Annotated in this window: 20 protein-coding genes; 5 read left to right on the forward strand and 15 right to left on the reverse strand. The window is 47.6% G+C overall.

What is annotated here, in order from left to right:
- Positions 1-126: 126 nt before the first annotated feature.
- Positions 127-1005: an AraC family transcriptional regulator gene (locus AC5YB1_RS01135; protein WP_475515455.1), complete on the reverse strand. Its 879-nt coding sequence runs from the start codon at positions 1003-1005 to the stop codon at positions 127-129.
- 191 nt (positions 1006-1196) lie between these two features.
- On the opposite strand from AC5YB1_RS01135, the gene AC5YB1_RS01140 reads away from it, so the two are divergent.
- A complete protein-coding gene (locus tag AC5YB1_RS01140) occupies positions 1197-2360 on the forward strand; it encodes an iron-containing alcohol dehydrogenase (protein ID WP_494520393.1) in 1164 nt (387 codons plus the stop codon).
- 90 nt (positions 2361-2450) lie between these two features.
- Here AC5YB1_RS01140 and AC5YB1_RS01145 read toward each other — a convergent pair whose 3' ends face one another.
- The 14 genes from AC5YB1_RS01145 to AC5YB1_RS01210 form a co-directional block, all read right to left on the reverse strand.
- On the reverse strand, positions 2451-4034 hold the full coding sequence (locus AC5YB1_RS01145) for a methyl-accepting chemotaxis protein (protein WP_475515453.1): 1584 nt from the start codon (positions 4032-4034) through the stop codon (positions 2451-2453).
- A gap of 327 nt (positions 4035-4361) precedes the next feature.
- Positions 4362-5744: a class II fumarate hydratase gene (locus AC5YB1_RS01150; protein WP_494520394.1), complete on the reverse strand. Its 1383-nt coding sequence runs from the start codon at positions 5742-5744 to the stop codon at positions 4362-4364.
- Positions 5745-6043: 299 nt separating this feature from the next.
- Complete coding sequence (locus AC5YB1_RS01155; protein ID WP_475515451.1) at positions 6044-7033, reverse strand: formate dehydrogenase subunit gamma; 990 nt, start codon at positions 7031-7033, stop codon at positions 6044-6046.
- A 71-nt stretch (positions 7034-7104) separates the two neighbouring features.
- Positions 7105-7674 (reverse strand): formate dehydrogenase FDH3 subunit beta, encoded by a 570-nt coding sequence (fdh3B, locus tag AC5YB1_RS01160; protein ID WP_475515450.1) that lies wholly within the window; start codon positions 7672-7674, stop codon positions 7105-7107.
- Between the two features lie 20 nt (positions 7675-7694).
- Positions 7695-10550 carry a molybdopterin-dependent oxidoreductase gene (locus tag AC5YB1_RS01165; RefSeq protein ID WP_494520395.1) on the reverse strand — a complete coding sequence of 952 codons (2856 nt, stop codon included), beginning with the start codon at positions 10548-10550 and terminating at the stop codon, positions 7695-7697.
- A 17-nt stretch (positions 10551-10567) separates the two neighbouring features.
- Entirely contained in the window at positions 10568-10765 is a 198-nt protein-coding gene (locus AC5YB1_RS01170; RefSeq protein WP_110458741.1) for a twin-arginine translocation signal domain-containing protein, read from the reverse strand.
- A gap of 569 nt (positions 10766-11334) precedes the next feature.
- Positions 11335-12363, reverse strand: coding sequence for a formate dehydrogenase subunit gamma (locus tag AC5YB1_RS01175; RefSeq protein ID WP_475515448.1), 1029 nt, complete (start codon positions 12361-12363; stop codon positions 11335-11337).
- 51 nt (positions 12364-12414) lie between these two features.
- Positions 12415-13011: a formate dehydrogenase FDH3 subunit beta gene (gene fdh3B / locus AC5YB1_RS01180; RefSeq protein WP_475515447.1), complete on the reverse strand. Its 597-nt coding sequence runs from the start codon at positions 13009-13011 to the stop codon at positions 12415-12417.
- Between the two features lie 26 nt (positions 13012-13037).
- Positions 13038-15887, reverse strand: coding sequence for a formate dehydrogenase subunit alpha (locus AC5YB1_RS01185; protein ID WP_494521556.1), 2850 nt, complete (start codon positions 15885-15887; stop codon positions 13038-13040).
- 67 nt (positions 15888-15954) lie between these two features.
- Positions 15955-16155, reverse strand: coding sequence for a twin-arginine translocation signal domain-containing protein (locus tag AC5YB1_RS01190; protein WP_475515446.1), 201 nt, complete (start codon positions 16153-16155; stop codon positions 15955-15957).
- 142 nt (positions 16156-16297) lie between these two features.
- The gene (locus tag AC5YB1_RS01195) at positions 16298-16966 is read right to left on the reverse strand and encodes a TorD/DmsD family molecular chaperone (RefSeq protein ID WP_475515445.1); all 669 of its coding nucleotides are present in this window, start codon (positions 16964-16966) and stop codon (positions 16298-16300) included.
- 10 nt (positions 16967-16976) lie between these two features.
- Positions 16977-18647, reverse strand: a complete 1671-nt coding sequence (locus AC5YB1_RS01200) for a 4Fe-4S binding protein (protein ID WP_475516889.1) — start codon at positions 18645-18647, stop codon at positions 16977-16979.
- A 188-nt stretch (positions 18648-18835) separates the two neighbouring features.
- Entirely contained in the window at positions 18836-19426 is a 591-nt protein-coding gene (locus AC5YB1_RS01205; protein WP_475515444.1) for a DUF3306 domain-containing protein, read from the reverse strand.
- Positions 19426-19896 (reverse strand): DUF3305 domain-containing protein, encoded by a 471-nt coding sequence (locus AC5YB1_RS01210; protein WP_475515443.1) that lies wholly within the window; start codon positions 19894-19896, stop codon positions 19426-19428. Before AC5YB1_RS01210 ends, AC5YB1_RS01205 begins: the two co-directional genes overlap by 1 nt.
- A gap of 306 nt (positions 19897-20202) precedes the next feature.
- On the opposite strand from AC5YB1_RS01210, the gene AC5YB1_RS01215 reads away from it, so the two are divergent.
- The 4 genes from AC5YB1_RS01215 to AC5YB1_RS01230 all read left to right on the forward strand — a co-directional run bounded on the left by AC5YB1_RS01215 (position 20203) and on the right by AC5YB1_RS01230 (position 24688).
- The gene (locus AC5YB1_RS01215) at positions 20203-21048 is read left to right on the forward strand and encodes a formate dehydrogenase accessory sulfurtransferase FdhD (protein WP_475515442.1); all 846 of its coding nucleotides are present in this window, start codon (positions 20203-20205) and stop codon (positions 21046-21048) included.
- Between the two features lie 25 nt (positions 21049-21073).
- Positions 21074-21979, forward strand: coding sequence for a substrate-binding domain-containing protein (locus AC5YB1_RS01220; protein WP_475515441.1), 906 nt, complete (start codon positions 21074-21076; stop codon positions 21977-21979).
- Between the two features lie 92 nt (positions 21980-22071).
- Positions 22072-23961 carry a DUF294 nucleotidyltransferase-like domain-containing protein gene (locus AC5YB1_RS01225; RefSeq protein WP_494520396.1) on the forward strand — a complete coding sequence of 630 codons (1890 nt, stop codon included), beginning with the start codon at positions 22072-22074 and terminating at the stop codon, positions 23959-23961.
- 7 nt (positions 23962-23968) lie between these two features.
- Positions 23969-24688 (forward strand): 3'-5' exonuclease, encoded by a 720-nt coding sequence (locus tag AC5YB1_RS01230; protein WP_494520397.1) that lies wholly within the window; start codon positions 23969-23971, stop codon positions 24686-24688.
- Positions 24689-24712 lie beyond the last annotated feature (24 nt).

Genomic DNA, 24712 nt, shown 5'->3' on the forward strand with positions numbered 1-24712 from the left:
CTAGCACGAGATAAACTGCATAATTGTTAAGCATGTCATACTTTAGCAACAAATGATTTATTAGGTGGCTGACCATCAGTAATCCAACACGCTCCACAATCCGTAACCGCTACTCACCCCGCACGTCTATAATGCCGCCTTAGCACTCTCACCTGGGCTTTGATTGAAATAACGCTTAAATTCACGGCTAAATTGCGCCGGACTTTCATACCCGACGGCCAGTGCGACCTCTTTCACCTTGAGTTGACGCAGTTGCAATAACTCACGGGCTTTGTTGAGGCGGATTTTTTTTAAATACTGGATAGGTGATGAAGCCGTAACCTCCTTAAAGCAGCGGTGAAACGCCGAAGGGCTCATATTCACTAAATTGGCTAATTGTTCCACCTCGACGCTATCACCGTAATGACGATGTAAAAAAGTGAGCGCCTTATCGATACGCGACAAACGAGTGTGGCTCAGCGCCAAGGCATACAGAGGCGCCGCATTGTCGAGCGCCAGTAGCCGATAAAGCAACTCTTGCACCATAGGTCGCCCTAATACTTGCGCCTCTAAGGGTGACTGCAACACCTGTAATAGTCGCTCGATACAACAGGCCATATCGTCGCTATTCGCGGCAACAAAGTAACCGGGTTGGCGCGTCTCATTGAGATCGCTAGGCACCTGATTATGCTCGTCCATCAAGCGAACTAACTGGGTCAATAAAGGCAAGTCGATATCGACAATTAACACCAATACCGGCTCAGCAACCGATGCAAAGGTTTCACACTCTAACGGCACTGGCACCGTCATCACCAAGGAGTTTTGTGGATCATAGTCGAAGACCTGATTGTCCAAATACACCCGCTTCTTACCTTGGCCTACAATTAAGATACCCTGGGAATAACACATGGGGCCACGCGAGCCATAAGCGGAGCTGCGAAATACCTTAACCCCCGCAATGGCGGTGTCGTTAAAACCCTCCTGCGGCGCTAACGCCAGCATCAAACTTGCAATATTTGTCATCATTAGTCTCTATCATCATTTTACAGCGACTTTATCACCAAGACAGGAAAAAGCATCAAATTGTGCCAATTAAGATCAATATCCACCAGATGTGATAGGAATAGGCACAAATTGACCAGCAATGGGTATTTATGTTTACGCCAATAAGCCTAACATTAACGCTATCATTTCAGCTCGACTACAAGGTACTTAACATGCTCAATTTTGATTATCGCAACCCAACCCACATTGTGTTTGGTAAAGATAGAATCGCCGAACTGGATAAATTGATCCCAGCCGATGCCCGTGTATTAGTCACTTACGGTGGTGGCAGCGTGAAACGTTTCGGCACCTTAGACAAGGTCATCGCCGCTCTAGGGTCGCGCACCGTGTTTGAATTTGGCGGTATTGAAGCCAATCCAAAATATGAAACCTTGGCTAAAGCCGCTGAGCTGGCGCGTAAAGAATCTATCGATTTTCTGCTCGCTGTCGGTGGCGGCTCGGTAATGGATGGCACTAAGTTTATCGCTCTCGCGACCAAGTTTGAAGGTGACAGCAGCAGCTTGCTATTCCACGGCTTTAGCCCTGTTCCTGTCGATGCTAAAGATGTATTGCCACTGGCAACCATCGCTACCTTGCCAGCAACAGGCTCAGAGATGAATGCTTTTGGCGTGATAAGCTATCAAGGTGGTAAGTTTCCGGTTAACCACCCGAGCATCTACCCAACTTTCTCTATGCTGGACCCAACACTGACCTTTAGCCTACCAAAAATTCAAGTGGCTAATGGTGTGGTTGATGCCTTTGTGCACGTAATTGAGCAATATGCAACCTACCCAGTAGATGCCCGCGTGCAAGATCGCATGGCCGAAGGCATTATGCGTACCCTAATTGAAATTGGCCCAATCACAGTTGCTGAGCCAGAAAACTATCAGGCACGCGCCAACCTGATGTGGAGCGCCACCTCAGCCCTTAATGGCATGATAGGGGTCGGTGTGCCGTTTGACTGGACCACACACATGATTGGCCATGAATTAACGGCGCTGTTTAATATCGATCATGCGCAAACACTGGCCGCGGTATTGCCATCAGTGTGGCGCGTGCGTAAAACCCAAAAGCACGCCAAGTTACTGCAATACGCAGAGCGCGTATGGGACATCACCGAAGGTGATGAAGATAGCCGTATCGAGCAGGCTATCGCTAAGACAGAAGCCTTCTTCCAACAGGTCGGCCTGAAAACGCGCTTACGCGATAATGATATTAGCCAAGATCAAATTGAGTTAGTCATTGATGCTCTCAAGGCACATGGTATGACGGCGCTATCAGAATCTGGCGATCTTGATTTAGATATCAGCCGTGAAATTTTACAGATGGCTTGGTAATCTTTCTGCCAACGCGTGAGATAATAAAAAACCGCCTTGAAAGGCGGTTTCTTTTACTTATCCATTAGCCTAAAGGACCTCGGCTAGCAGTTACAACTTAAAATTGGCCACGACACCACTTAACTGCTCTCTCGTCGCTGCCAGCGATGTGGCACTAGACAGAGTGGCACTGGCGCTCAAATTAAGCTCATCGACCATTTCACGAATGGTGGTTAAGTTACGGTTAATCTCTTCCGATACCGCACTTTGCTCCTCAGCGGCTGTGGCAATCTGATTGCTAAGGCCATTAATATCAAATACATGAGCCACCAGCCCATCAAGATTATCGGTTACTAGCCCTGTGTTATCGGCGGCATCTTGGCAGCTACGTTTAGTTTGATCCATCGCCGCCACCGCCTGCTCTGCCCCACTGCGCAAACGATCTAACATGGTATTGATCTCAGAGGTGCTGGCCTGAGTGCGCGCCGCGAGTGCCCGCACTTCATCAGCCACCACAGCAAAACCGCGCCCCTGCTCACCAGCGCGCGCCGCCTCGATGGCAGCATTCAATGCCAACAAGTTTGTCTGCTCGGCAATTTCTCCAATCACATTGAGCACAGTGGCGATTTGACGGGTATTTTCATGCATTTCGCCAATGGTCGTCGCGGCTTTATCTACCTCACCGACCAAGGCAATCACTCTACCTGTGGCCTCCTCGACAGCCTGTTTCGATTTATCGGCTTGGGCATTGGCTTGCTGAGTAAATTGCGCCGCCGAGGCGGCATCACCTGCCACATTTTGTGCGGTGGCGCTCATCTCTGTCATCGCCGTCACGACCTGATCGGTTTCAATCGTGTGAGTCTGCAGCGCTTGGCTATTGCTGGTCGATTGCTCATTGAGTTGCCCAATTTGCTGCGACATATGATCTGATGCTTGAGAGATATCGGCGAGCATTAGGCGCAGGTTATCAATCACACTGTCGAGATCCCCAGCCAGAGAGCACAGCTCATTATTACCATTGATATTGGTTTTATGGGTTAAGTCACCTTGGGCTAGTCGCTCAACCACAGATTTAATTTGATTGATAATGGCAACCAATTTATGACTCATCACCAAGGCCAAGATTAACGCTATGGCAATGGTCAATATAATGAGGCTAATAATGGTGATTTCTGCCTGCCTAATGTCATCAGCCGCCACCCCAGCCAAATCATGATTACGCGCGGTAATAGCCGATACCAAACTGCGAATAATATCACTGATCTCAGGACCTAATGCGCTGCGCTCACTGGTAAAAACCGGCTCAGAACCTGTGCGCTCCGCCAGCGCGAGCTCTTCATTATATAAGCGTACATACCGCTCGACCGCAGGCTGGAGCCTTTCAATCTTGCTGCTGGCTTGGTCTAAAAAGGTCACATCGTAATTCTTCAACTTAGCAATTAACTGGCGTGCGCTGTTTTGGCTGTTAACGACCTCGCTGGCATTATGCGTAGCAGTGGCGATACGTAATAGAAAAAAGGCTTCACGCACATCAGTAACGCCCTCTGCGAGTTGAGTATTATGCACTAAACGCTGATTAGCCTCTTCCAGTCCAACGAAAGTGCTATAAGAAAGAAAGCCGATAACAACAAGCAGAATACTTGTGAGTACAGTTGGTAACGCAGTCAGAATACTAGTTTTGGTGTGCTGGATCATAATAAACCTCTAACGTGATAGGTGAGCAGTGAAGGCGATAACCAATAAGAAAACCGTCGCTTAGTAGACTCTGTCTGTGAGCGACATTCTCTCATTACTGCCTCATTCACTACCCAAGAAGTAAGTATAGGAGCTGTTTTTACTGTCGATGACAGACTCTTAATCCATTAGATTTAGTTATTACACAGCATGACCATCCGTACTAGGCTTACACCATTAGATATCGACAACATGTCAGCAAACATAAGGGCTACAGACATCTGACCAGAAAGCCTCATCGTATAAACGCTTAAAAAATAAGATGTAAAGATTAAAAAAGACCTAATTTTATTTACCCAATCCGCCATAGGTTAACCGTTTGGGGTCGAGTAAGCGCCGCAGCTCTTCACGGCTTAAGTCGGTCTGCTCGGCAGCCACCTCGACGATTTCACGTTGCTGCTCGTAAGCTTGTTTCGCAATCTCAGCCGCTTTAAGGTAACCAACCACAGGTGTTAACGCTGTCACCAGAATGGGGTTACGCCGTAGCGGCTCCTCTATATTGGCCTGATTCACGCTAAAACTGATAATTGCCTTATCGGCCAGCAAACGGCTCGTGCTGCTGAGTAATTCGATGCTATGCAACAGGTTAACCGCTATTAGCGGTTGCATCACATTGAGTTCAAAGTTACCCGACTGGCCACCAAGGGTGATGGCCGCATCATTACCTATCACCTGTGCAGCCACCATACAGGCCGCTTCGGGGATCACCGGATTGACTTTGCCCGGCATAATGGATGAGCCGGGCTGCAAGGGCTGTAACGCTATTTCGCCGAGTCCGGCCAGTGGCCCCGAGTTCATCCAGCGCAAATCGTTAGCTATCTTCATCATCGCCACCGCGCAGGTCTTCAGTTGCCCCGATAGCGCCACTGCAGTGTCATGGCTGCCCATACGGCTAAACAGATTATCGGCTGGACGAAATCTAACTCCAGTGATACTACTGAGCTTATCGCAAAAACAACTTGCAAAGTCGGGGTGGGTATTGACCCCAGTGCCGACTGCCGTACCGCCTTGGGCAAGCGCCGACAATGACGGCTGCAGCGCGATGAGCATCAGCTGGCATTGCTCAATTTGACTGGCCCAGCCATCAAGCTCTTGGCTAAAGCGCACTGGCATAGCGTCCATCAAATGGGTACGGCCAGTTTTAACCCGCTCGGTTAAGGTCAGAGCTTTTTGACTGATAATCTGTTGCAGATGGCTTAGTGCGGGCAATAATTGCTGCTCAAGCGCCAACATGGCACTGATATGAATACTGCTAGGAATAATATCGTTACTGCTTTGGCCTAAATTGATCTCATCGTTGGCACTCACCTCACGGCCTAGGCGCTGGCTGGCCAAGCAGGCGATAACCTCGTTAGCGTTCATATTGCTGCTGGTTCCCGACCCGGTTTGAAACCTATCGATAGGGAAATGTTGCATCAGCAGTGGATCGTTCTGCAGTTGTTGCACCGCATTGACAATGGCATTGACCGTCACGCTATCAAGTAATGCGAGCTGGCCATTGGCCTCTGCTGCCGCGCGCTTGGCCAGTAATAAGGCGCGTATAAAGGCCTCAGGCATGGGGTAGCCACTAATAGGGAAGTTATCCAAGGCGCGCGCCGTTTGCGCGCCGTACAAGGCATCAAATGGCACTTTAATCTCCCCCATACTGTCTCGCACCGTTTTGTATTTCATCGCCACCCCCTTCTCAATCCACCTCTGTTGAGCTTAGATCAAAACCGACGACTTCACTGCCCACTAGCCAATCAATTCATTGAGAATATTGATTATTTAACAATATCTGCGGTATCCAGTTATATTCAAGCTCAGTCTTGGTTGGCGCAGAGCGTTGAGCACATTTATCGCCATCACACCATGTATGATAAGCCCCCTTAACTCAGGCATAAAAAAACACCTCACTGGTTACCCAACGAGGTGTTTATCAAAGCGGTTGTAGTGGCTAGCGCCTAAGCACTATCACCTAAGACTACAGCCTATTTTTTATACTTAAGCGTACCGTCGGCTTTGATCTCATCGAACCACAAGTTGTGGTGCTGAGTCGCCCAGTTTTCATCACAGTAACCCGACACCATACACTCCATGCCACCTTCAGACATCACGGTTGCCATGAAGATATGCACGATTGAGAACGCGGTGATGATGATGGCGCTAACTGAGTGCAATACCAAAGCAATTAAGCTCAGGGTACGGCTAGGCTCGAACAAGTTCGGGAACAGCAACAACATGCCAGACGCTGAGATGATTAGGCCAAATAGCGCGAACGCCCAGAACCACATCTTCTCACCGGCGTTAGCAAAGCCCGCATCAGGGTGTTTGCCTTTGAATGGACCGAAGTTGATGTAACCACCCACCACCATGAACCATTTAACGTCATACATCTTAGGTAGCTGGTTTTTAGCCCATAAGCTGACCATGAGCGCCCAGCCCAACATAAAGGGGATGGCCATCACGTCGTGCACTTGCTTTGCACCATACACCAGTGCCGCCCAGAAGCCTTCACCCAAATAAGGTTGGAAGAAGAAACGTCCGGCCAACAGGGTTAATCCGGTGAGGATCAACAGTAAGCAAGGAATGGCGCCAAGCCAGTGGATCGATACATCAAACTTCGACCAGCGATACACCATTTTACCCGAGAAGCCATGATGCAACTTAGAGATACCATTCACTTTAATAAACAGTATAAAGATGACAATCATGCCAAACAGCGCAGCCATTAGCGCTGGTGCTAGCCAGTCACTGCGTAGCTCGAGTACGCGTAAATCATAGGTGTTAATGGGTTGATTATGGAATTGACCATCTGAAGTGGTTTCACCGGTGACGCCTGCTTGTAGCTGCGACCAGATCTGCCCTTCTGTTGCCTGAGCGTGCGCCGCGGCATCATCATGGGCAAACGACAATGCACTAAACATTGTCCCCACAACAAGGGCTAACACTAGGCTAATTTGTTTGAACCAATTGTTCATATTACATCCTTATCGTCCACACCGGCCCTAGGGCACGGTGTGGATTATAGTGGCGTTATGCAAGCTGAGGATTAACCCCAAATTGCATTTTTTGAACCACGGTATGCAACACGCTCGCGGAAGATGTTTGAGATAACCTCAGCATCACCTGCCAGTAGCGACTTAGTCGCACACAGTTCAGCACACATAGGCAGCTTGCCTTCTGCAATACGGTTTGCACCGTACTTCTGACGTTCTGCATCTGAATGATTCTCTTCAGGACCACCGGCACAGAAAGTACATTTGTCCATTTTACCGCGGCTACCAAATGCCCCCTGTTTAGGGAACTGAGGCGCGCCAAATGGGCAAGCAAATAGGCAATAGCCACAACCGATACAGGTATCTTTGTTGTGTAGCGTTAGGCCATCTTCTGTCTTGTAGAAACAGTTTGCAGGGCAAACCGCTTGGCAAGGTGCATCTGTACAATGCATACACGCCACAGAGATAGACGCTTCGCCTCGAACACCGTCATTGATGGTGACAACGCGACGACGCTGAATACCCCACTCTAGAGCAGAGTCGTTTTCGTTTTTACATGCAGTGACACAGCCGTTACATTCGATGCAGCGCTTGGTATCACATAAAAATTTCATTGTAGCCATATTGGCAATTCTCCCGGTACTTAGGCTTTAGTGATCTGACAAAGCGAAGCTTTAGTCTCTTGCATCTGCGTCACAGGGTCATAACCGTAAGTTAATGCCGTGTTCGCTGACTCACCAATCACATAAGGCACTGTACCTTCTGGATAGTTGTTCTCGAGGCTTTCGCCATGCATCACACCCGCAAAGTGGTAAGGCATCCAAGTCACACCAGGTTTAACCCGTGGGGTTACCATCGCCTGAATCTTAATGCGGCCACCTTCAGCACCCTCTAGCCATACAGTGTCACCGTTACGGATACCACGGTCAGCGGCATCGGCAGGGTTAATTTCAACAAACATCTCTTGTTGAAGCTCTGCTAGCCATGGGTTAGAGCGTGACTCTTCACCACCACCTTCGTACTCAACCAGACGACCTGAGGTCAATCCTAATGGGTACTTGACTGAACTGTCTTTCTCTTGGATTGACTTGTACAGCGTAGGTAGACGATGCACTTGCATATCGTCATAAGTTGGGTACTTAGACACAAGATCACGACGTGGCGTGTACAGAGGCTCACGGTGCACAGGTACTTGATCAGGGAAGGTCCATACGATACAACGCGCTTTAGCGTTACCAAATGGAATACAACCATGCTTCATAGCCACGCGCTGGATACCACCTGAAAGGTCAGTCTTCCAGTTTTTACCTTCGGCAGAGACTTTCTCTTCTGCTGTAAGGTCGTCCCACCAGCCAAGTTGCTTGAGCATATCTGCGCTGAACTCTGGATAACCGTCTTGGATCTCAGCACCCTTAGAGAAGCTGCCTTCGGCCAATAGGTTCTTACCTTTGTATTCAACACCGTAGCGCGCACGGAAGTTACCGCCGCCCTCAAGCACATGTTTGTGTGTGTTGTATAGGATTTGCGTACCTGGGTGTTTCTGCTCTGGCGTACCCCAACATGGCCAAGGTAGACCGTAAGTTTCGCCTTTTGCTGGGCCACCTACCGCTTCAAGAGTTTTATTGCTAAACGTACCCCAGTTTTGGGTGTGTAGCTTCAAACGCTCAGGGCTTTGACCAGACATACCGATAGTCCACATACCGCGGTTAATTTCGCGAGTAACATCTTCAATCACCAGTACGTCATTAGCATCTTTGGCGATGCGCTTAGTGTACTCATCTGCGAAACCAAGCTTTTGTGATAGACGATACATGATCTCAAGGTCAGTCTTAGACTCGAATAACGGCTCGATGACCTTTTCGCGCCACTGCTGGCTACGACCGGAGTTAGACACTGAACCTTCAGTTTCAAACTGAGTCGCTGCTGGTAATAGATAAACACCATTCTTACGACGGTGCATCACACCCGCCATAGTTGGGAATGGGTCGACTACTACTACAGTGTCCATCTTATCTAGGGCGTCACGCACTTCGCTTTGACGAGTTTCGGTGTTAACCGATTGACCCCAGAAGAACGCCATACGCACACGATCTTTCTGTGCTAGCTTCTCAGGCGTTTCTAATACACCATCGTGCCAACGAGAACATGGAATACCAGGCGTATTCATTGGGATACGACCAAGGTATTCATTTTGGTCGAAACGACCTTTAACCCACTCGTAATCCAGTTCCCATACATTTGACCAATGCTTCCAAGAACCAGTCTTAAGACCGTAGTAACCAGGTAGCGTATCGAACAGTAGACCTAAGTCAGTCGCACCCTGTACGTTATCGTGGCCACGGAAAATGTTAGTCCCACCACCAGACACGCCCATGTTGCCTAAGGCGAGCTGCAAGATACAGTAAGCACGCGTGTTCGCGTTACCCACGTGATGCTGAGTACCACCCATACACCAAACTACGGTACCAGGACGGTTATCGGCCATTAATTTAGCCGCTTGGTATACATCTTCTTCACTCACACCCGTGATATTAGTCACTTCTTTAGGTGGGAATTTCTTCACCTCTTCACGGATAGTCTCCATTTCGAACACACGCTGCTCGATAAAGGTTTTATCTTCCCAACCGTTTTCGAAGATATGCCAAAGCATACCGTAGATGAATGGAATATCGGTACCTGGTCGCAGTGCACAATGCAGATCTGAATGCGCTGCAGTGCGAGAGAAACGTGGATCGACAACAATCACTTTCGCGTTATTCTTCTCTTTAGCGATAAGGATATGCTGCATCGCGACCGGATGTGCTTCAGCTGGGTTAGACCCAATAAAGAAGATCGCATTGGCGTTCTGGATATCGTTGAACGAGTTAGTTTGCGCACCATAGCCCCAAGTGTTTGCAACACCGGCTACCGTGGTAGAGTGACAAATACGCGCCGAGTGGTCGACGTTGTTGGTGCCCCACATTGCCGCGAATTTACGGTACATGTAGCAGCCTTCGTTAGAAAACTTAGCGCTACCCATAAAGTAAAGTGAATCTGGACCCGACTCTTTGCGGATGTCCAGCATCTTGTCGCCCACTTCGTTAAAAGCCTGCTCCCACGACAATTTTTTCCACTTACCATCAACCAATTTCATTGGGTACTTAAGACGCTTCTCACCGTGACCATGTTCACGCAGTGCAGCACCTTTAGCACAATGGCCGCCAGAGTTAAATGGATGGTCGAATGCAGGCTCTTGTCCTGTCCAAACGCCATTTTGTACTTCAGCATAAAGACCACAACCAACCGCACAGGCACTACATACGGTGCGTTTGATTTCGATAGGTGCATCATGAGGAATATCTTTGGCTTCGGCGCGACGCATCATGCCAGTACCAAGAAGAGATGCTGCTGCGATACCACCGGTGGTGATACCTGCGTGCTTCATAAATTGACGACGACTGATCCCTAGTGTTGACTTAGCAACGGTAGGCGCCTCATTTGATTTGCGAGTTAACTTCATCGCTTTTGTTCTCCTAATTAGCTACGCAAGCTGTTGTAGTAGCTGCGGATATGCGCAGTTTCATGGTAGCTGTCGGTGTGTTTTACACTTGGCTTAGTTTCCGCTGCATGGGCAACACTGACACCACTTGCGGCAATGGCCACACCGGCCGTACCACCAATGGAGAGTGCTTTCAGCAATGATCTACGATTGAGATCGGGCTGTTGCTTTTTCATTTTTGCTCCTAGTATTAGGACGATTCAAATAGTTGGGATGCTTCATTCAAATCAAGCGATAAAACACACGTTAAACAAATGTTGCGCCTAGGTGCTGATTTGGTAAATTTTATGTATTTATTAAAAACATCCGATTAATTGCCCCTGCAATATAGGTGGATTTGATGCATAAAATATTGATCTAAACGGGGTAAGAACTACGCAAAAATAGAGTAAATAGCCAAAGTGTTAAGCCAATCATGTATATTCAAATATCCAGAGCAGCGGTTCGTCATAAAGGCGTGATACACCCAAACACAGATGTAAATTAAATGTTGCATGCTGAATTGAGCGTAATAGATATTGGTATACGCCATCAACGCCACACTTGACCGTTAACCGATAAATGGCTGGTCTTTTAGAAAATGGGGGCCGACATGGTTGCCACGTTTTGATAGCACTAACGAACTCATCCGCAGACAATATTCGGCAACACCTTTGACCAATTTGACTTGAAAGCGAGCCAAAAAAAAGCACCTCATTGGATTACCAACGAGGTGCTTTTTATAAGTGAAGTTTAGGTAATAAACTTACTTTTTATACTGCAAGGTACCGTTTTCTTTGATCTCATCGAACCAAAGATTATGGTGTTGAATCGCCCAGTTTTCATCACAGTAACCCGACTTCATCGATTCCATACCGCCCTCACTCAATACCGTCGCCATCCATATATGTACTATGGTAAAGGCAATCAAGATAATAGCGCTGATACCGTGAATAAGTAGGGCTGCCATTGACGCTTCACGTGGCAGATCTAAGCCAGGTAGAACCAACATGATACCGGACACACTGATAAATAGACCAAAGAAGGCCAGTGTCCAGAACCACATTTTTTCACCCGCGTTAGCAAAACCACTGTCAGGGTGCTTACCTTTAAATGGACCGAAGTTGATGTAACCACCCACCACGAGGAACCATTTAAGGTCATACATCTTAAATGTCTGCATTGGCATCCATTTAATGACACATAACGCCCAAGCGATAATGAACAAAGGACCGGCATAATCATGGATAGTCTTACTACCATAGATTAATGCAGCCCAAATATCGGCTCCGACATAAGGTTGCAAGGCATACTTACCTAGCATGATATTTAAACCAGTAAAGATCAGTGCTAAGCAAGGTATCGCCATCGCCCAGTGCAGCCACAAGTCGGCTTTTGTCCAGCGCAATAGCATTTTGCCGGAAAAACCATGGCTTAATTTAGATGCACCATTTACCAAGTAAAACAGTAAAAATGCACCAAAAACACCGACGACCGCTATGGCCATAACTGGCGTGAGGTATTTATTTCGGACCTCTTTACCTTCATTACCGGCAACGTTAATCAGCACCCCAGTTTCAACACCTTTAGCTGTGGTATAACCCGAATCACCGGCTTTTACCGCTCGCCATAGGTCAGCATCACTGGTCTTTGCGTTAGCCTGTTGCTGGCTCGATTGCTGATCACTCGCGTGAGCAGGCATAGAGAGCATCGTCGCCCCCATACCCAATCCCGTGATGAGCACTAACAGAGCAAACAGACTACGCAGTGATTTGTTTAACAGTTTGTTTAACATTGTCACTCCTTTACTTAAGGGTTAGTACTGACGCACTAACCCTTGCTCTGCTTAGTTGAACTCAGCCGTTTGAGGGTTGTAACCCCAAATCACATTAGGATTACCTCGCGCAGCCATGCGCTCGCGGTAAATGTTCGATACCACTTCAGCATCACCAGCGAGCAGTGCTTTAGTTGAACAAAGCTCTGCACACATCGGCAACTTACCTTCAGCGATACGGTTAGCACCGTACTTCTGACGCTCGGCTTCAGAGAAGGTCTCTTCTGGGCCACCGGCACAGAAAGTACACTTATCCATTTTACCGCGGCTACCAAAAGCCCCCTTCTTAGGGAACTGTGGCGCGCCGAAAGGACAGGCATAGAAACAGTAACCACAACCAATACAGGTATCTTTGTTATGCAATACAATGCCGTCTTCGGTACGATAGAAACAATCAGCTGGGCAAACTGCCATACAAGGGGCGTCGGTACAGTGCATACATGCCACTGAGATCGATGCTTCGCCTGGCTGACCATCGTTAATCGTCACGACGCGGCGACGTTGAATTCCCCACTCGAGTGCGGAATCGTTTTCGTTCTTACATGCTGTGACGCAACCGTTACACTCGATGCAGCGTTTGGTGTCACATAAAAATTTCATGACTGCCATAATGGCTATCTCCTCATCAAGTTCAGTTAGGCTTTAGTGATCTGACACAAGCTAGACTTAGTCTCTTGCATCTGGGTCACAACGTCATAGCCGTAGGTCAATACCGTATTGGCTGATTCGCCAATAATGTAAGGGATTGTGCCCTCTGGGTAATTCTTCTCTAGGCTTTCACCTTCGAAGATACCTGCGAAGTGATATGGCATGAAACATTCACCATTAATCACCCGAGGTGTCACCATTGCCTGAACTTTAATTTTGGCGCCTTCTGGACTGTGAACCCATACTTCGTCACCATCACGAAGGCCGCGATCCGCCGCATCACCCGGGCTGATTTCGATGAACATCTCTTGTTGCAGTTCAGCTAGCCATGGATTTGAACGGGTCTCTTCACCACCACCTTCATACTCAACCAAGCGGCCCGAGGTTAATGCCAGTGGGAAATCTTTGGCAAAATCTTGATCCTGAATAGTTTTATATAGAGTAGGTAGTCGCGCAACCATACGGTCATCATAAGTAGGATACTTAGCAACCAAGTCACGACGAGGAGTGTAAAGCGGCTCACGATGTACTGGGATATCATCAGGGAAGTTCCACACGATACAACGCGCTTTAGCGTTACCGTAAGGGATACAGCCATGCTTAATCGCCACACGCTGAATACCACCAGAAATATCAGTCTTCCAGTTTTTACCTTCAGCAGCGGCTTTCTCTTCAGCGGTGAGATCATCCCACCAGCCAAGTTGCTTAAGCATCTTGTCGGTAAATTCAGGGTAACCATCTTTGATTTCAGAGCCTTTAGAGAAAGAGCCTTCAGCCAAGATATTGTTACCTTCGTGCTCAACCCCGTAACGGGCACGGAAGTTACCGCCACCGTCTTTTACTTCACGGCCGGTACGATACAGAATTTGCGTACCAGGGTGTTTCATCTCTGGCGTCCCCCAACATGGCCAAGGTAGACCATAGGTTTCACCCTTAGCAGGGCCACCTGGCGCTTCAAGCGATTTAATATCGAAGGTGCCCCAGTTTTCTTGGTGCATCTTCAAACGCTCAGGGCTTTGACCTGTGTAACCGATGGTCCACATACCTTTGTTATATTCACGGACGATATCTTCGATCAGCGGCTCATCGCCATTGACTTGGATATGCTTACACAACTCTTGCTCTATGCCCCACTTCTTCGCCAGCTTGTACATGATCACATGATCAGGCTTAGACTCAAATAGTGGTTCAATGACCTGAGTACGCCACTGGAGTGAACGGTTAGATGCTGATACAGAGCCGTAGGTTTCAAACTGAGTCGATGCAGGCAGCAGATACACACCATCTTTACGCGTGTGCATAACACCAGCCATGGTTGGGAATGGATCCACAACAACCACGGTATCCATCTTGTTCAATGCTTCACGCACTTCACGACCACGGGTTTCGGTGTTAACAGACTGACCCCAGAAGAATGACATACGAATGTTATCTTTCTGCGCAATCTTAGATTTATCTTCAAGTACACCATCATGCCAACGCGAACATGGGATACCCGTTGATGTCATTGGGTCTTGACCCAAGTACTGGTTTTGGTCGAAGCGAGCTTTCACCCATTCATAATCCAAATCCCATACGTTACACCAGTGTTTCCATGACCCAGTCTTCAAGCCGTAGTAGCCTGGCAAGGTATCAAACAGTAGACCAAAGTCCGTTGCACCCTGTACGTTATCGTGACCACGGAAGATGTTAGTACCACCACCAGACACACCCATGTTACCTAGGGCTAGCTGCAGGATACAGTAGGCACGGGTATTGGCATTACCGATATGGTGCTGAGTACCACCCATACACCAAACGATAGTGCCAGGCTTAGTGGTTGCCAACAACTTAGCAACGCGATACATCTGTGCTTCGGGTACGCCGACAACGTTTTCCACTTCTGCAGGGGTCCACTTAGCGGCCGCTTCGCGAATACGCTCCATACCGTAAACGCGCTGGTCGATAAAGGTTTGATCTTCCCACTTGTTTTCAAAAATATGCCACAACAGACCATAGATATAGGGAATATCGGTACCAGGGCGGATATGCACGAACTCGTCAGCTTTTGCTGCCGTTCGGGTGAAACGTGGGTCGACAACGATAATTTTCGCGCCGCGCTCTTTACCTTCCAGGATATGCTGCATTGAAACAGGATGTGCTTCTGATGGGTTAGACCCGATGAACATCATCGCTTTTGCATTACGAATATCGTTGAAAGAGTTGGTTTGCGCACCATAGCCCCAAGTGTTAGCAACACCGGCTACAGTGGTAGAGTGACAAATACGTGCTGAATGGTCGACGTTGTTAGTGCCCCACATCGCGGCGAATTTACGGTATAAATACGCTTGCTCGTTAGAGAACTTAGCACTACCCATGAAGAATACTGAATCTGGACCCGATTCTTTACGGATATCCAGCGCCTTTTGGCCGACTTCTTCAATGGCTTGCTCCCATGAGATACGCTTCCACTTACCGCCTTCAAGCTTCATTGGGTATTTTAAGCGTTTCTCACCATGACCATGTTCACGCAGCGCTGCACCTTTAGCACAGTGACCACCAGCATTGAATGGATGATCGAATGCAGGCTCTTGCCCAGTCCACACCCCATTTTGTACTTCGGCGTAAATACCACAACCCACTGAACAGTGAGAACAGATAGTCCGTTTGACTTCCGTTGGGGCATCATGAGGCACTTCTTTTGCTTCAGCTTTACGCATCATACCTGCGCCAAGCATTGAAGCCGCTGCAATACCACCAGTAGCAAGACCTGCTGTCTGGAGGAATTGGCGACGATTTAGACCTAGGGCTGGCTTTTTAGTAGCGTCAGCTTGGTCTGTTTTGCGTGTTAATCGCATCACACACTCTCCTAATGTTATTGAATTACTGCGTAATTACGCTTTGATTCACTACCTAAGTAGTGATTTACTTAGTACGTAACGACGCGTAATAACTACGAATATGATCCGTCTCCTGATAGCCATCACCACGAGCAGACTCTTTAGCCTGTGCTGGTGTAGCTGCCGCAGCCTGACCACTGACGGTAGCAACAGCACCGGCAGCACTCCCTATGGCTAAGGCTTTTAACAGTTGACGACGACCCATATCGGAAGCTTGCTTCTTCATAGTGTCTCCTTTATTAACTCAAAGTGAGTCGCGTTGCCGATATGTGAAACTCACTGGCGCAGCGACCCGATGGTAATTGAGGGCGAGCCCTCAGATTTCACTATGCCTGCAGCAGATGACACAGGCATAACAAGTTGCCACCCTATGAAACGAGTTCATTGCTGGTGGGTTGGATCTTTTCCGCTTCGCTGCCAGGGCAGTTCACCGGAATGTTTAAACTCAATTGTTCAAATTCATTGGCTTCAATAGCAAAGAAAGATTTAGCCAACTGAGCCACTGTGGCATAAAACGCCGCACTAGGGGTGCGAGCCAAGTGATCACAGAAGCGGTCGATCCAGCTACCGATATGACGTTGGTAAAACGCTAATTGACGATAGCCTGGTGCCTCTAAAATTAGGGTACCCATCACTTCACACAGAGCAGCCACATGATCTTCAGGCTCTTTCACCTCATCGGTACGCTCAAACCCGAGTTGAGCCAAGTCTTGACGCAGCAAGGCCAACGGCTTATCCATCAAAGAGCCGGTCATAAACCAACTGCCATAAGGCAAGATTTCACCACTGCCTACACCCAAGAAGATATTAAAATACTCCTCTTCAAGTTGGTCGGTAGTAAACTGACCTGCGGCAAGTTTTAATGCCAACCAGGCCTTAGTCATGTCGCTATCATCTTCGTTGGCATCTATCTCAAGGCTGGCAAGAAACTGCAGCAATTCAGCGCTTGGCTGACAACGTAATAGTGCGGCTAACAGCTGATAGATATCGGCTCTTAATTGATCGTTTTCTGATACTTCTCTTACTAATTCGGTCATAGCTACACTCTTATCGCAGTTGCTTTTCAGGATCTTGAAGAATATCTTCAAACATATCTTTTACCCGGCAGTCGCTACACATCTTCAAGCGTTCTGTGTTGGCACTGAAGGCGCTATGGCCTCCGACTACATCCATCATCCGTTGCACCATGGATTGGGTCGCGAAAGGGGTGCCGCAACGAATGCAATCAAACGGGGCTTCCTCTTTCAAGGTTTGGCGCTGCTGACGTGCAGCCGCATCAAAATTCATCTGTGCTGTCAGGCTAATCGCATTCTCAGGACAGGCCGACTCACATAAACCACACTGCACACAGTCTTGCTCAACAAAATGCAATGCTGGCATATCGCCACCATCGGTTAACGCTTGGGTCGGACAGGTCGACACGCACGATAGACACAAGGTGCAGCTGTCGGTGTTAACACTGACTTTGCCGAACGGGATATTGCCCTTACTCAAGGTGCTTTCGATTGAGGCCGCTTGGCTATTGAGATGATCGATTGCCGCATACAGGGTGGCGCGCTTAGTGGTTGGACTAAATTCACCAGGCACAATCACAGGCCAACTTGCACTCACTTCAATTAATGCGGCGAGCTCATCAAGTTGATTTTGGTTGATAACGCTAACGCGTTGCGGTTGTCCCATCTCATCGAATATGTCATTGGCCAACTGTTGTTCGCCATTTAGCATCTGTGTTAGGGTCGGCGCCGTAGCGTCGGTATTCAGCACTATGATTTGACGTGCGCCCCAAGCCAGCGAGGACATCCAGTGATCCATGCTGGCAACGGTGATCTCTTCTAGCTCAACAGGAATCACTGCCCCCGGCAGTTCCTCGTTAATTAAGCTGGCACCATTAGCCGCGTCATGAAACAAAATGACCGGGGCTGTTTGCGCCTGCGCACGAAAACGACTCACAAGCTTATGTAGATATGAATGCAGTGCTTGTGGCGTAGGTAAATCGTAACTGATTGCACCTGTTGGACAGGCATTGGTGCAACTGCCGGCGCCATGACAAAGATAAGGATCGATCTCAATCTTCTTGTTCACACTAGCAATAGCATCGGCAGGACAGAAATTAAGGCAGCGATTACAGCCATCGATACCATTACGGTTATGGGCACAGATCTCGCTGTTGACTTTGACATACCGCGGCTTATCAAACTCACCAATTAAGTCGGGTAACTGGGCGATGGCATCGGCCAATTTGGCTTCATCTTGGCCTACATAGAAATAGCCTGGTGGCAGCATCTCTAGACTAATGCATGGCGAGTGACTGAGGTCGAGGATAAGGTCGAAATGAGCTTTACGAATAGCGACTAAACTGAGCTCGGCAGCACCGTTTTCATGTTCAACTTTAACCTGAAACTGCCCCAAAAACCCTTTAATTTCAATTAACTTATTGTAGTAACTTTCAACGCCTTCCGCCGCGGCCATCACCTTTTCAAGGTGGTCTTCATCTTGGCTGGTAATGGACTCGTTAGCGAGAATGGCCCGCTGGCCCATGTTTGACAATTTGTCTGCCGCGAGGCGCGCTAAATCCTCTGGGCCAATGATAAGTACATTGCCCTCGGTGGTGTAGCTTACTGTGGGTGGGATCAGATTTTGAAGAATTTGCGTCTGTCCCAACACTTGCTGACGAACCTGTTTGAGGTCGGTCAGATTTTCGTTACCGTTTAAATGCATACTCACATTGCGTTCCTGAACAGTTTTGGCTGCTGCCGTCAGCGAGGTGGCTGTCTACTCTATTGGCATGCGCTTTACTTGCGCCAGCTTCACCTCAATATCAACAAGAAACTAACTCGTTGTAAATGTGCCTTATTGCAGCAATTCACGTACCAAAATTATGGATTTAAAAGCACTCTAAACTGACCTCAAGCAACGGGCGGTTTAGGTGCAGCTAGTGATTCTGGTTCATTTTGGGACAAATCAGCTGATTCATCGTCCAAAATGTCCGCTGGGCCTGTGCCGGATAAATTAACCTCCTGCTCGGCGGTAGAAGCTGTCATCTCCTCAGCTTCACTTAACTCGTTAGGCACCTCTTGCTCCTCATCTTTGTTGAGGTGGCGGAAAACTTTCTTGGCGAGCTCCGCCGAGACCTCGGCTGAAAGCTTAGGTTGATTGGTATAATCGAGCGCGTATTCGAGCAAACCATCTATCTCACTGTAGTGTGGTTGCTTCCACAAGGCACGTAACGCGGCAGCCTTGGCATTAGGATCGACGTTATCGGCCATAAAACTGGCAAAGCTCCCCCCTACCTCAATAGACTCAGGATCAGGAAGATCTTCAGCCATCAAGGTTTTATTAGCCTCGCTTGGTTCTGCATTGACTGCATCGGCATGTTCGGTCGGCTGTGTGGTTGGCTCAGGAGCTTGCTGGGCAAGTTGCTCGGCTTCCTCTTCTTGCTGCACCTGCTGACGACGAAGGTTCCATCGTGCTAACAATCCACTCGGTTTTTCACTCATTAGGAAACCTGCCCTCGGTTGTGGTTAGTACTTGGCCCTTCATTTTTACGACGATTAACGTGCTTGCGTCGATGGGCACAAATTTCTACCTCTCCATGGCGGGTAATGAACGCTTCAATCCAGCATGCTACGGCATTGGGCATTAGCATGTTCAATACGGGGGTGTCGCCCTCAAGGCAACCTGCTGCGACATTTTGATCGGCTGAGATATAGGTCGGAATCCAAGTGCCATCTTCAAGTTCATCACAGACGATATACAACATGGCGTTATCCATATCCAAATTGATACGGTAGCTGCCACGCTCATCCTTGTGCAGCTCTAAAGCCACCAATCGAGCGCCCTCTGGTGCAGGTTGCGTGGCTGGAACAACTTGATCTAATTCCCAAGATTCGGCGGTCCAGCGCCCCATTTGTTTTTCCACCTTTTTCAGCGAAACATACATGGGCCATTGACTTTCGGTACGTTGCATTCCAACTCCGTTGATTAGAGGGCTTGGCCATTGTTTGTAAAGCGATTACAAAGCCAAGCCATGGGTTGCGATATACTTACGAATGAAGCAATAAGTGTGCCAGTGCAATTAGCAAATAAGTTTGAGCTAGATCATCAATTCCATGCCCAGGGTAGGACAATTTGTCCTAACTGACATTTTAGACGGGACATAAAAGGGCGTTTTAAGTCTGAGTATTTAACTCGATCACGCATTGCAACATAAAATCATAGTCTCGGAATGATTATTGCTATGCTGCAGGCAGCCAATTGCGAATAGATGATCTTTATGACTAAGAGTAAACAACTCACTTTTTTAAAAACCCAAGCCGATGTGCCGTTGACCATTGCAGTAAAGGCAACCAACGAGCAAGGTGAAATCGTCGATAAATTTATTGCCTGTGAACGTCCCCTCACGGTTTACCTGAATTGGCGTCCAATTGTGACGCTAATGACACTTGGAGCCCGACCGGAGGCTTTAGCACTGGGGTATCTTAAAAACCAAGGCTTTATTTCTGATGTAAAACAACTCGAGTCAGTCATCGTCGATTGGGATGTTAATTCTGCCGCCGTACTCACCCAAGAGACGACCGAGCATCTTGATGAAAAGCTGGCAGAAAAGACCGTCACCACGGGCTGTGGTCAAGGTACAGTGTATGGCGGTTTTATGGATGGGCTAGACGATATAAAACTGCCCACTCCCCAGCTTAAACAAAGCATGCTTTATAGCTTGTTAAACAATATTAGTGCCTACAATGAAACCTACAAAAATGCGGGTGCCGTACATGGTTGTGGCCTTTGTCAGGGCGACCAAATAACCGGTTTTATCGAAGATGTGGGCCGCCATAATGCAGTCGACACTTTAGCCGGTGAAATGTGGCTCAAGCAAGAGTTAGGCGGCGATAAACTGTTTTATACCACTGGGCGACTCACCTCTGAAATGGTGATAAAAGTCGCTAAGATGGGCATACCGGTACTGCTGTCCCGCAGTGGCGCAACCCAGATGGGGCTTGAACTAGCACAAAAGTTAGGCATCACTATGATTGCCCGTGCCAAGGGACGCCATTTTCTGGTTTACAATGGCGCCGAGAACATTGAATTTGATGCCACACCACCTAAACGCAACATCAACTAACCAATAGAGATTTAAAGGAATATTGATGACCGAGCCAAGTGAACTCATCTACATGAGTGCAAAACAGGTGGCTGAATACTTAGACCTTAATGAAAAAAAGGTCTATGCAATGGCAAACGATAGAATATTACCTGCGACTAAAGTCACTGGGAAGTGGCTATTCCCCAAAATACTCATCGACCGCTGGGTTATGGACTCGTGCCACAGCGGTATGCTGTCCGATAGAATGCACATCACCGGCAGTGACGATCCGCTGCTATCCATGTTGGTGGCTCGCCTAATGTCGCGTATCGGTAAGAGTGATTTAGTCAGTTACAGTGCCACAGGCTCACGCATGGGGCTGGATCTGCTGTCGCGCGGCTATGCCGATGTATGCACCCTACACTGGGGCAATATCGAAGAGCGTAATATTCGCCACCCCGCCCTGCTCAAGGGCTACCCTAACCACCAGCAATGGGTCATGGTTCACGGTTATACCCGCCAGCAAGGCTTAATGATGCGCGCCGAAATGCACCATAGATGCCAAGAAGAGGACAGGCTAGTTAGCTTGCCTTGGCGCTGGGTGGGCCGCCAATCGGGGGCCGGTAGCCAACAGCATTTAGAGCACTGGCTGATGAAACAAGGGGCGAGTATCGAACAGCTAAATACTGCCGTGACCGCCTATAGTGAACGGGAGTTGGCAGGATTTATTGCCCGTAACGAGGCCGACATCGGCTTTGGCTGCCAATCGGTCGCAATGGAAAGCGGCTTAAGCTTTGTGCCGCTAATCACTGAGTCATTCGACTTTGTTATGCCGCAAGGCATCTACTTTCGCCGCCAGCTACAAGCGTTATTCGATATGCTCAGCAGTACCCAGACCCGACAACTGGCCACACAATTAGGCGGATATGACCTGAGCCAGTGCGGACAAATGCTCTGGACCGCGTCATAATTAAGCCACATCATGTTTTATATTCTTTAACGAAATTTAGATGTGATAGGGTACACGCCGCATAACCCATGCACGAGACCAAAGGAGATATCGTGGAAGCTGAGTTAAACGAGATCCAAAACTTCTTAGTAAAATATCCGCCTTTTGACTTGTTACCTGAAGAAGTTATCGAACGCATTAGCCGGCATGTAGAGATATCTTATTATCGTAAAGATACGCCTATCATTCATCTTGGTGATCATATCAATGATCTTTACATAATTCGTAGCGGCGAGGTCGAAGTATACCGCAGAAAAGGAGAGCTCTATAACAGGCTCGATACTGGTGATCTTTTTGGCCAAATGGGATTACTTACCAACAATAAAATTCGCTTTCCGGTTAAAGCTATTGAAGACACATTGGTCTACTGTCTTCCTGAAAACATTTTTCAAGAACTTTACGAGCAATATGATGTCTTTGCCGATTTTGTCGAAGTTGAAGATAACGCACGTTTACGTCAGGCGGTATCAAATTCTACTAATCAAAATGATCTCACCTCACCTAAAGTACGGACCTTATTAACTCGCGAGCCCCCCTATATAAACAAGACAGAAAGTATACAAAATGCAGCTATATTGATGGCTAAAGACAATGTTTCCTCTCTGTTAGTAATAGATCCTGATGTACTAGAAAATGATGAAGATGATACATCACCATTAATGGGCATCATCACAGATAGAGACCTATGTACCCGTGTATTAGCCGAAGGCATAAATCCAAGCCATGAAGTCGGTTCTGTTGTAAGCACAGATGTCATCAGTCTAGATCACAACGCCTATGTCCACGAAGTGATGCTAACTATGCTTCGTTACAACGTTCACCATCTACCTATTTTGAAGGGGCGCCAACCTATAGGCATCATTGAAGCCACTGATATCGTGCGCTACGAATCACAAAACTCACTACTGCTAGTAAGTAGTATCTTTCAGCAACTATCGGTTGACGAGCTAGTGATGCTATCAAAGCAAGTTAAAGACAGCTTCGAGCGTATGGTTAATGAAGACGCTAATTCTCATATGATTGGTAGCGCTATGTCAGTGATAGGGCGTAGCTTCAAACAACGCATACTGGAACTCGCCGAGGAAAAATTTGGCCCACCACCTATCCCTTATTGTTTTCTAGCATTGGGCTCAATGGGGAGAGATGAGCAACTTATCGTTACAGATCAAGATAACGCTATTATCTTGGATGAGAGTTATGATAAGGAAAAACACAATGATTACTTTGCAAACTTGGCTAAATTTGTCTGTGATGGACTCGATAAATGTGGTTACAGTTATTGCACGGGTGACATTATGGCAACCAATCCCACATGGCGTATGACACGCAAGAAATGGGAAGAGTGCTTTGCTGATTGGATAGATAACCCCAACCCCAAAGCTTTACTTAACGCCTCTATTTTCTTTGATCTTGATGGTGTATATGGCAGGCTTAAATGGGCTGAACAGCTCAATGGTTTTATCGTCCGCCGAGCTAGAAAAAACAATCGCTTCTTAGCGTGTTTAGCAAGGAATGCTCTCAATCGTAAACCTCCATTGGGATTCTTCAAAGACTTTGTCATGGAAAAAGATGGTCGTCATAATAATTCCATTAACCTCAAGCGTCGTGGCACTGCACCTCTTGTAGATCTCATTCGTGTACATGCGCTATCTGTAGGTTCTAGGGCACGAAACTCGTTCGAACGACTCGATGATATTATTGACGCCGCTATACTTCCAAAAGGGCGCGGTCAAGACCTACGCGATGCCATGGAGTTTATATCCATGGTGCGTATCCGTCACCAAGCCTTTGATGTAAAACTTGGAATAGATCCTGATAACAACATAGAGCCCGAAAACTTATCTGACTTTGAACGACGGAACCTCAAAGATGCATTTCAAATCTTAAGTAACGGACAGAATTTTCTCAAGTTCCGCTATCAAGCCAATAATCAATTCAAGTGAGTGCACTATGCTAAAAAAATGGCTTTCGCATCCAACTATCGACTGGCCGGGAAAATTCAAGCAAAAACTAAAAACGCTAAAAGAGGGTAGCTTACGCGATTATTATGCCACATCGCTTCCCGATGGAAATAACCCCATCGGCAAAATAGAGTTCCTCTCCATGGACTTTGAAACAACAGGTCTAAATGCAGATAAAGACGACATCATCAGCATAGGAACAGTGCCTTTTAACTTAGATCGTATCTTGCTCAATCGCGCAAAATCTTGGACGGTGAGGCCAAGAGAAAAGTTAGCCGAAGATTCTGTCATCATCCACGGTATTACCCATACCGACATCTTAGATGCACCGGACCTATCGGTTATATTCGAGCAGGTATTAAATGAGATGGCAGGTAAAATAATAGTGGTTCATTGCCAACAAATAGAACGACTATTTTTGGAGCGGGCCTTAATGACCCGAATCAACAATGGCATCGAATTTCCCGTGGTGGACACCATGGAACTGGAATCGAGAATCCAACATAAACTTCGCGCTAGAATATGGAACAGGCTCAAAGGCGGCAAATCTCTTTCAAGAAGGCTTGGATCCTGTCGGCAACGGTATGGATTACCTCCTTACTCGCCTCACCATGCCTTAACCGATGCGATTGCTACGGCTGAGCTTCTTCAAGCACAAATTGCACATCACTATGATCCACAATCACCTATCAAAGAATTCTGGCAATAGAGTCCACAAGAGATTAAGGCCTCC

Source organism: Shewanella sp. 433 (assembly GCF_059338565.1).

Excerpts from the sequence above, each read along its gene's own strand:
- AC5YB1_RS01135 (WP_475515455.1), bottom strand. The coding sequence starts at position 1,005 with ATGATGACAAATATTGCAAGTTTGATGCTGGCGTTAGCGCCGCAGGAG.
- AC5YB1_RS01140 (WP_494520393.1), top strand. The coding sequence starts at position 1,197 with ATGCTCAATTTTGATTATCGCAACCCAACCCACATTGTGTTTGGTAAA.
- AC5YB1_RS01145 (WP_475515453.1), bottom strand. The coding sequence starts at position 4,034 with ATGATCCAGCACACCAAAACTAGTATTCTGACTGCGTTACCAACTGTA.
- AC5YB1_RS01150 (WP_494520394.1), bottom strand. The coding sequence starts at position 5,744 with ATGAAATACAAAACGGTGCGAGACAGTATGGGGGAGATTAAAGTGCCA.
- AC5YB1_RS01155 (WP_475515451.1), bottom strand. The coding sequence starts at position 7,033 with ATGAACAATTGGTTCAAACAAATTAGCCTAGTGTTAGCCCTTGTTGTG.
- fdh3B (WP_475515450.1), bottom strand. The coding sequence starts at position 7,674 with ATGGCTACAATGAAATTTTTATGTGATACCAAGCGCTGCATCGAATGT.
- AC5YB1_RS01165 (WP_494520395.1), bottom strand. The coding sequence starts at position 10,550 with ATGAAGTTAACTCGCAAATCAAATGAGGCGCCTACCGTTGCTAAGTCA.
- AC5YB1_RS01170 (WP_110458741.1), bottom strand. The coding sequence starts at position 10,765 with ATGAAAAAGCAACAGCCCGATCTCAATCGTAGATCATTGCTGAAAGCA.
- AC5YB1_RS01175 (WP_475515448.1), bottom strand. The coding sequence starts at position 12,363 with ATGTTAAACAAACTGTTAAACAAATCACTGCGTAGTCTGTTTGCTCTG.
- fdh3B (WP_475515447.1), bottom strand. The coding sequence starts at position 13,011 with ATGGCAGTCATGAAATTTTTATGTGACACCAAACGCTGCATCGAGTGT.
- AC5YB1_RS01185 (WP_494521556.1), bottom strand. The coding sequence starts at position 15,887 with ATGCGATTAACACGCAAAACAGACCAAGCTGACGCTACTAAAAAGCCA.
- AC5YB1_RS01190 (WP_475515446.1), bottom strand. The coding sequence starts at position 16,155 with ATGAAGAAGCAAGCTTCCGATATGGGTCGTCGTCAACTGTTAAAAGCC.
- AC5YB1_RS01195 (WP_475515445.1), bottom strand. The coding sequence starts at position 16,966 with ATGACCGAATTAGTAAGAGAAGTATCAGAAAACGATCAATTAAGAGCC.
- AC5YB1_RS01200 (WP_475516889.1), bottom strand. The coding sequence starts at position 18,647 with ATGCATTTAAACGGTAACGAAAATCTGACCGACCTCAAACAGGTTCGT.
- AC5YB1_RS01205 (WP_475515444.1), bottom strand. The coding sequence starts at position 19,426 with ATGAGTGAAAAACCGAGTGGATTGTTAGCACGATGGAACCTTCGTCGT.
- AC5YB1_RS01210 (WP_475515443.1), bottom strand. The coding sequence starts at position 19,896 with ATGCAACGTACCGAAAGTCAATGGCCCATGTATGTTTCGCTGAAAAAG.
- AC5YB1_RS01215 (WP_475515442.1), top strand. The coding sequence starts at position 20,203 with ATGACTAAGAGTAAACAACTCACTTTTTTAAAAACCCAAGCCGATGTG.
- AC5YB1_RS01220 (WP_475515441.1), top strand. The coding sequence starts at position 21,074 with ATGACCGAGCCAAGTGAACTCATCTACATGAGTGCAAAACAGGTGGCT.
- AC5YB1_RS01230 (WP_494520397.1), top strand. The coding sequence starts at position 23,969 with ATGCTAAAAAAATGGCTTTCGCATCCAACTATCGACTGGCCGGGAAAA.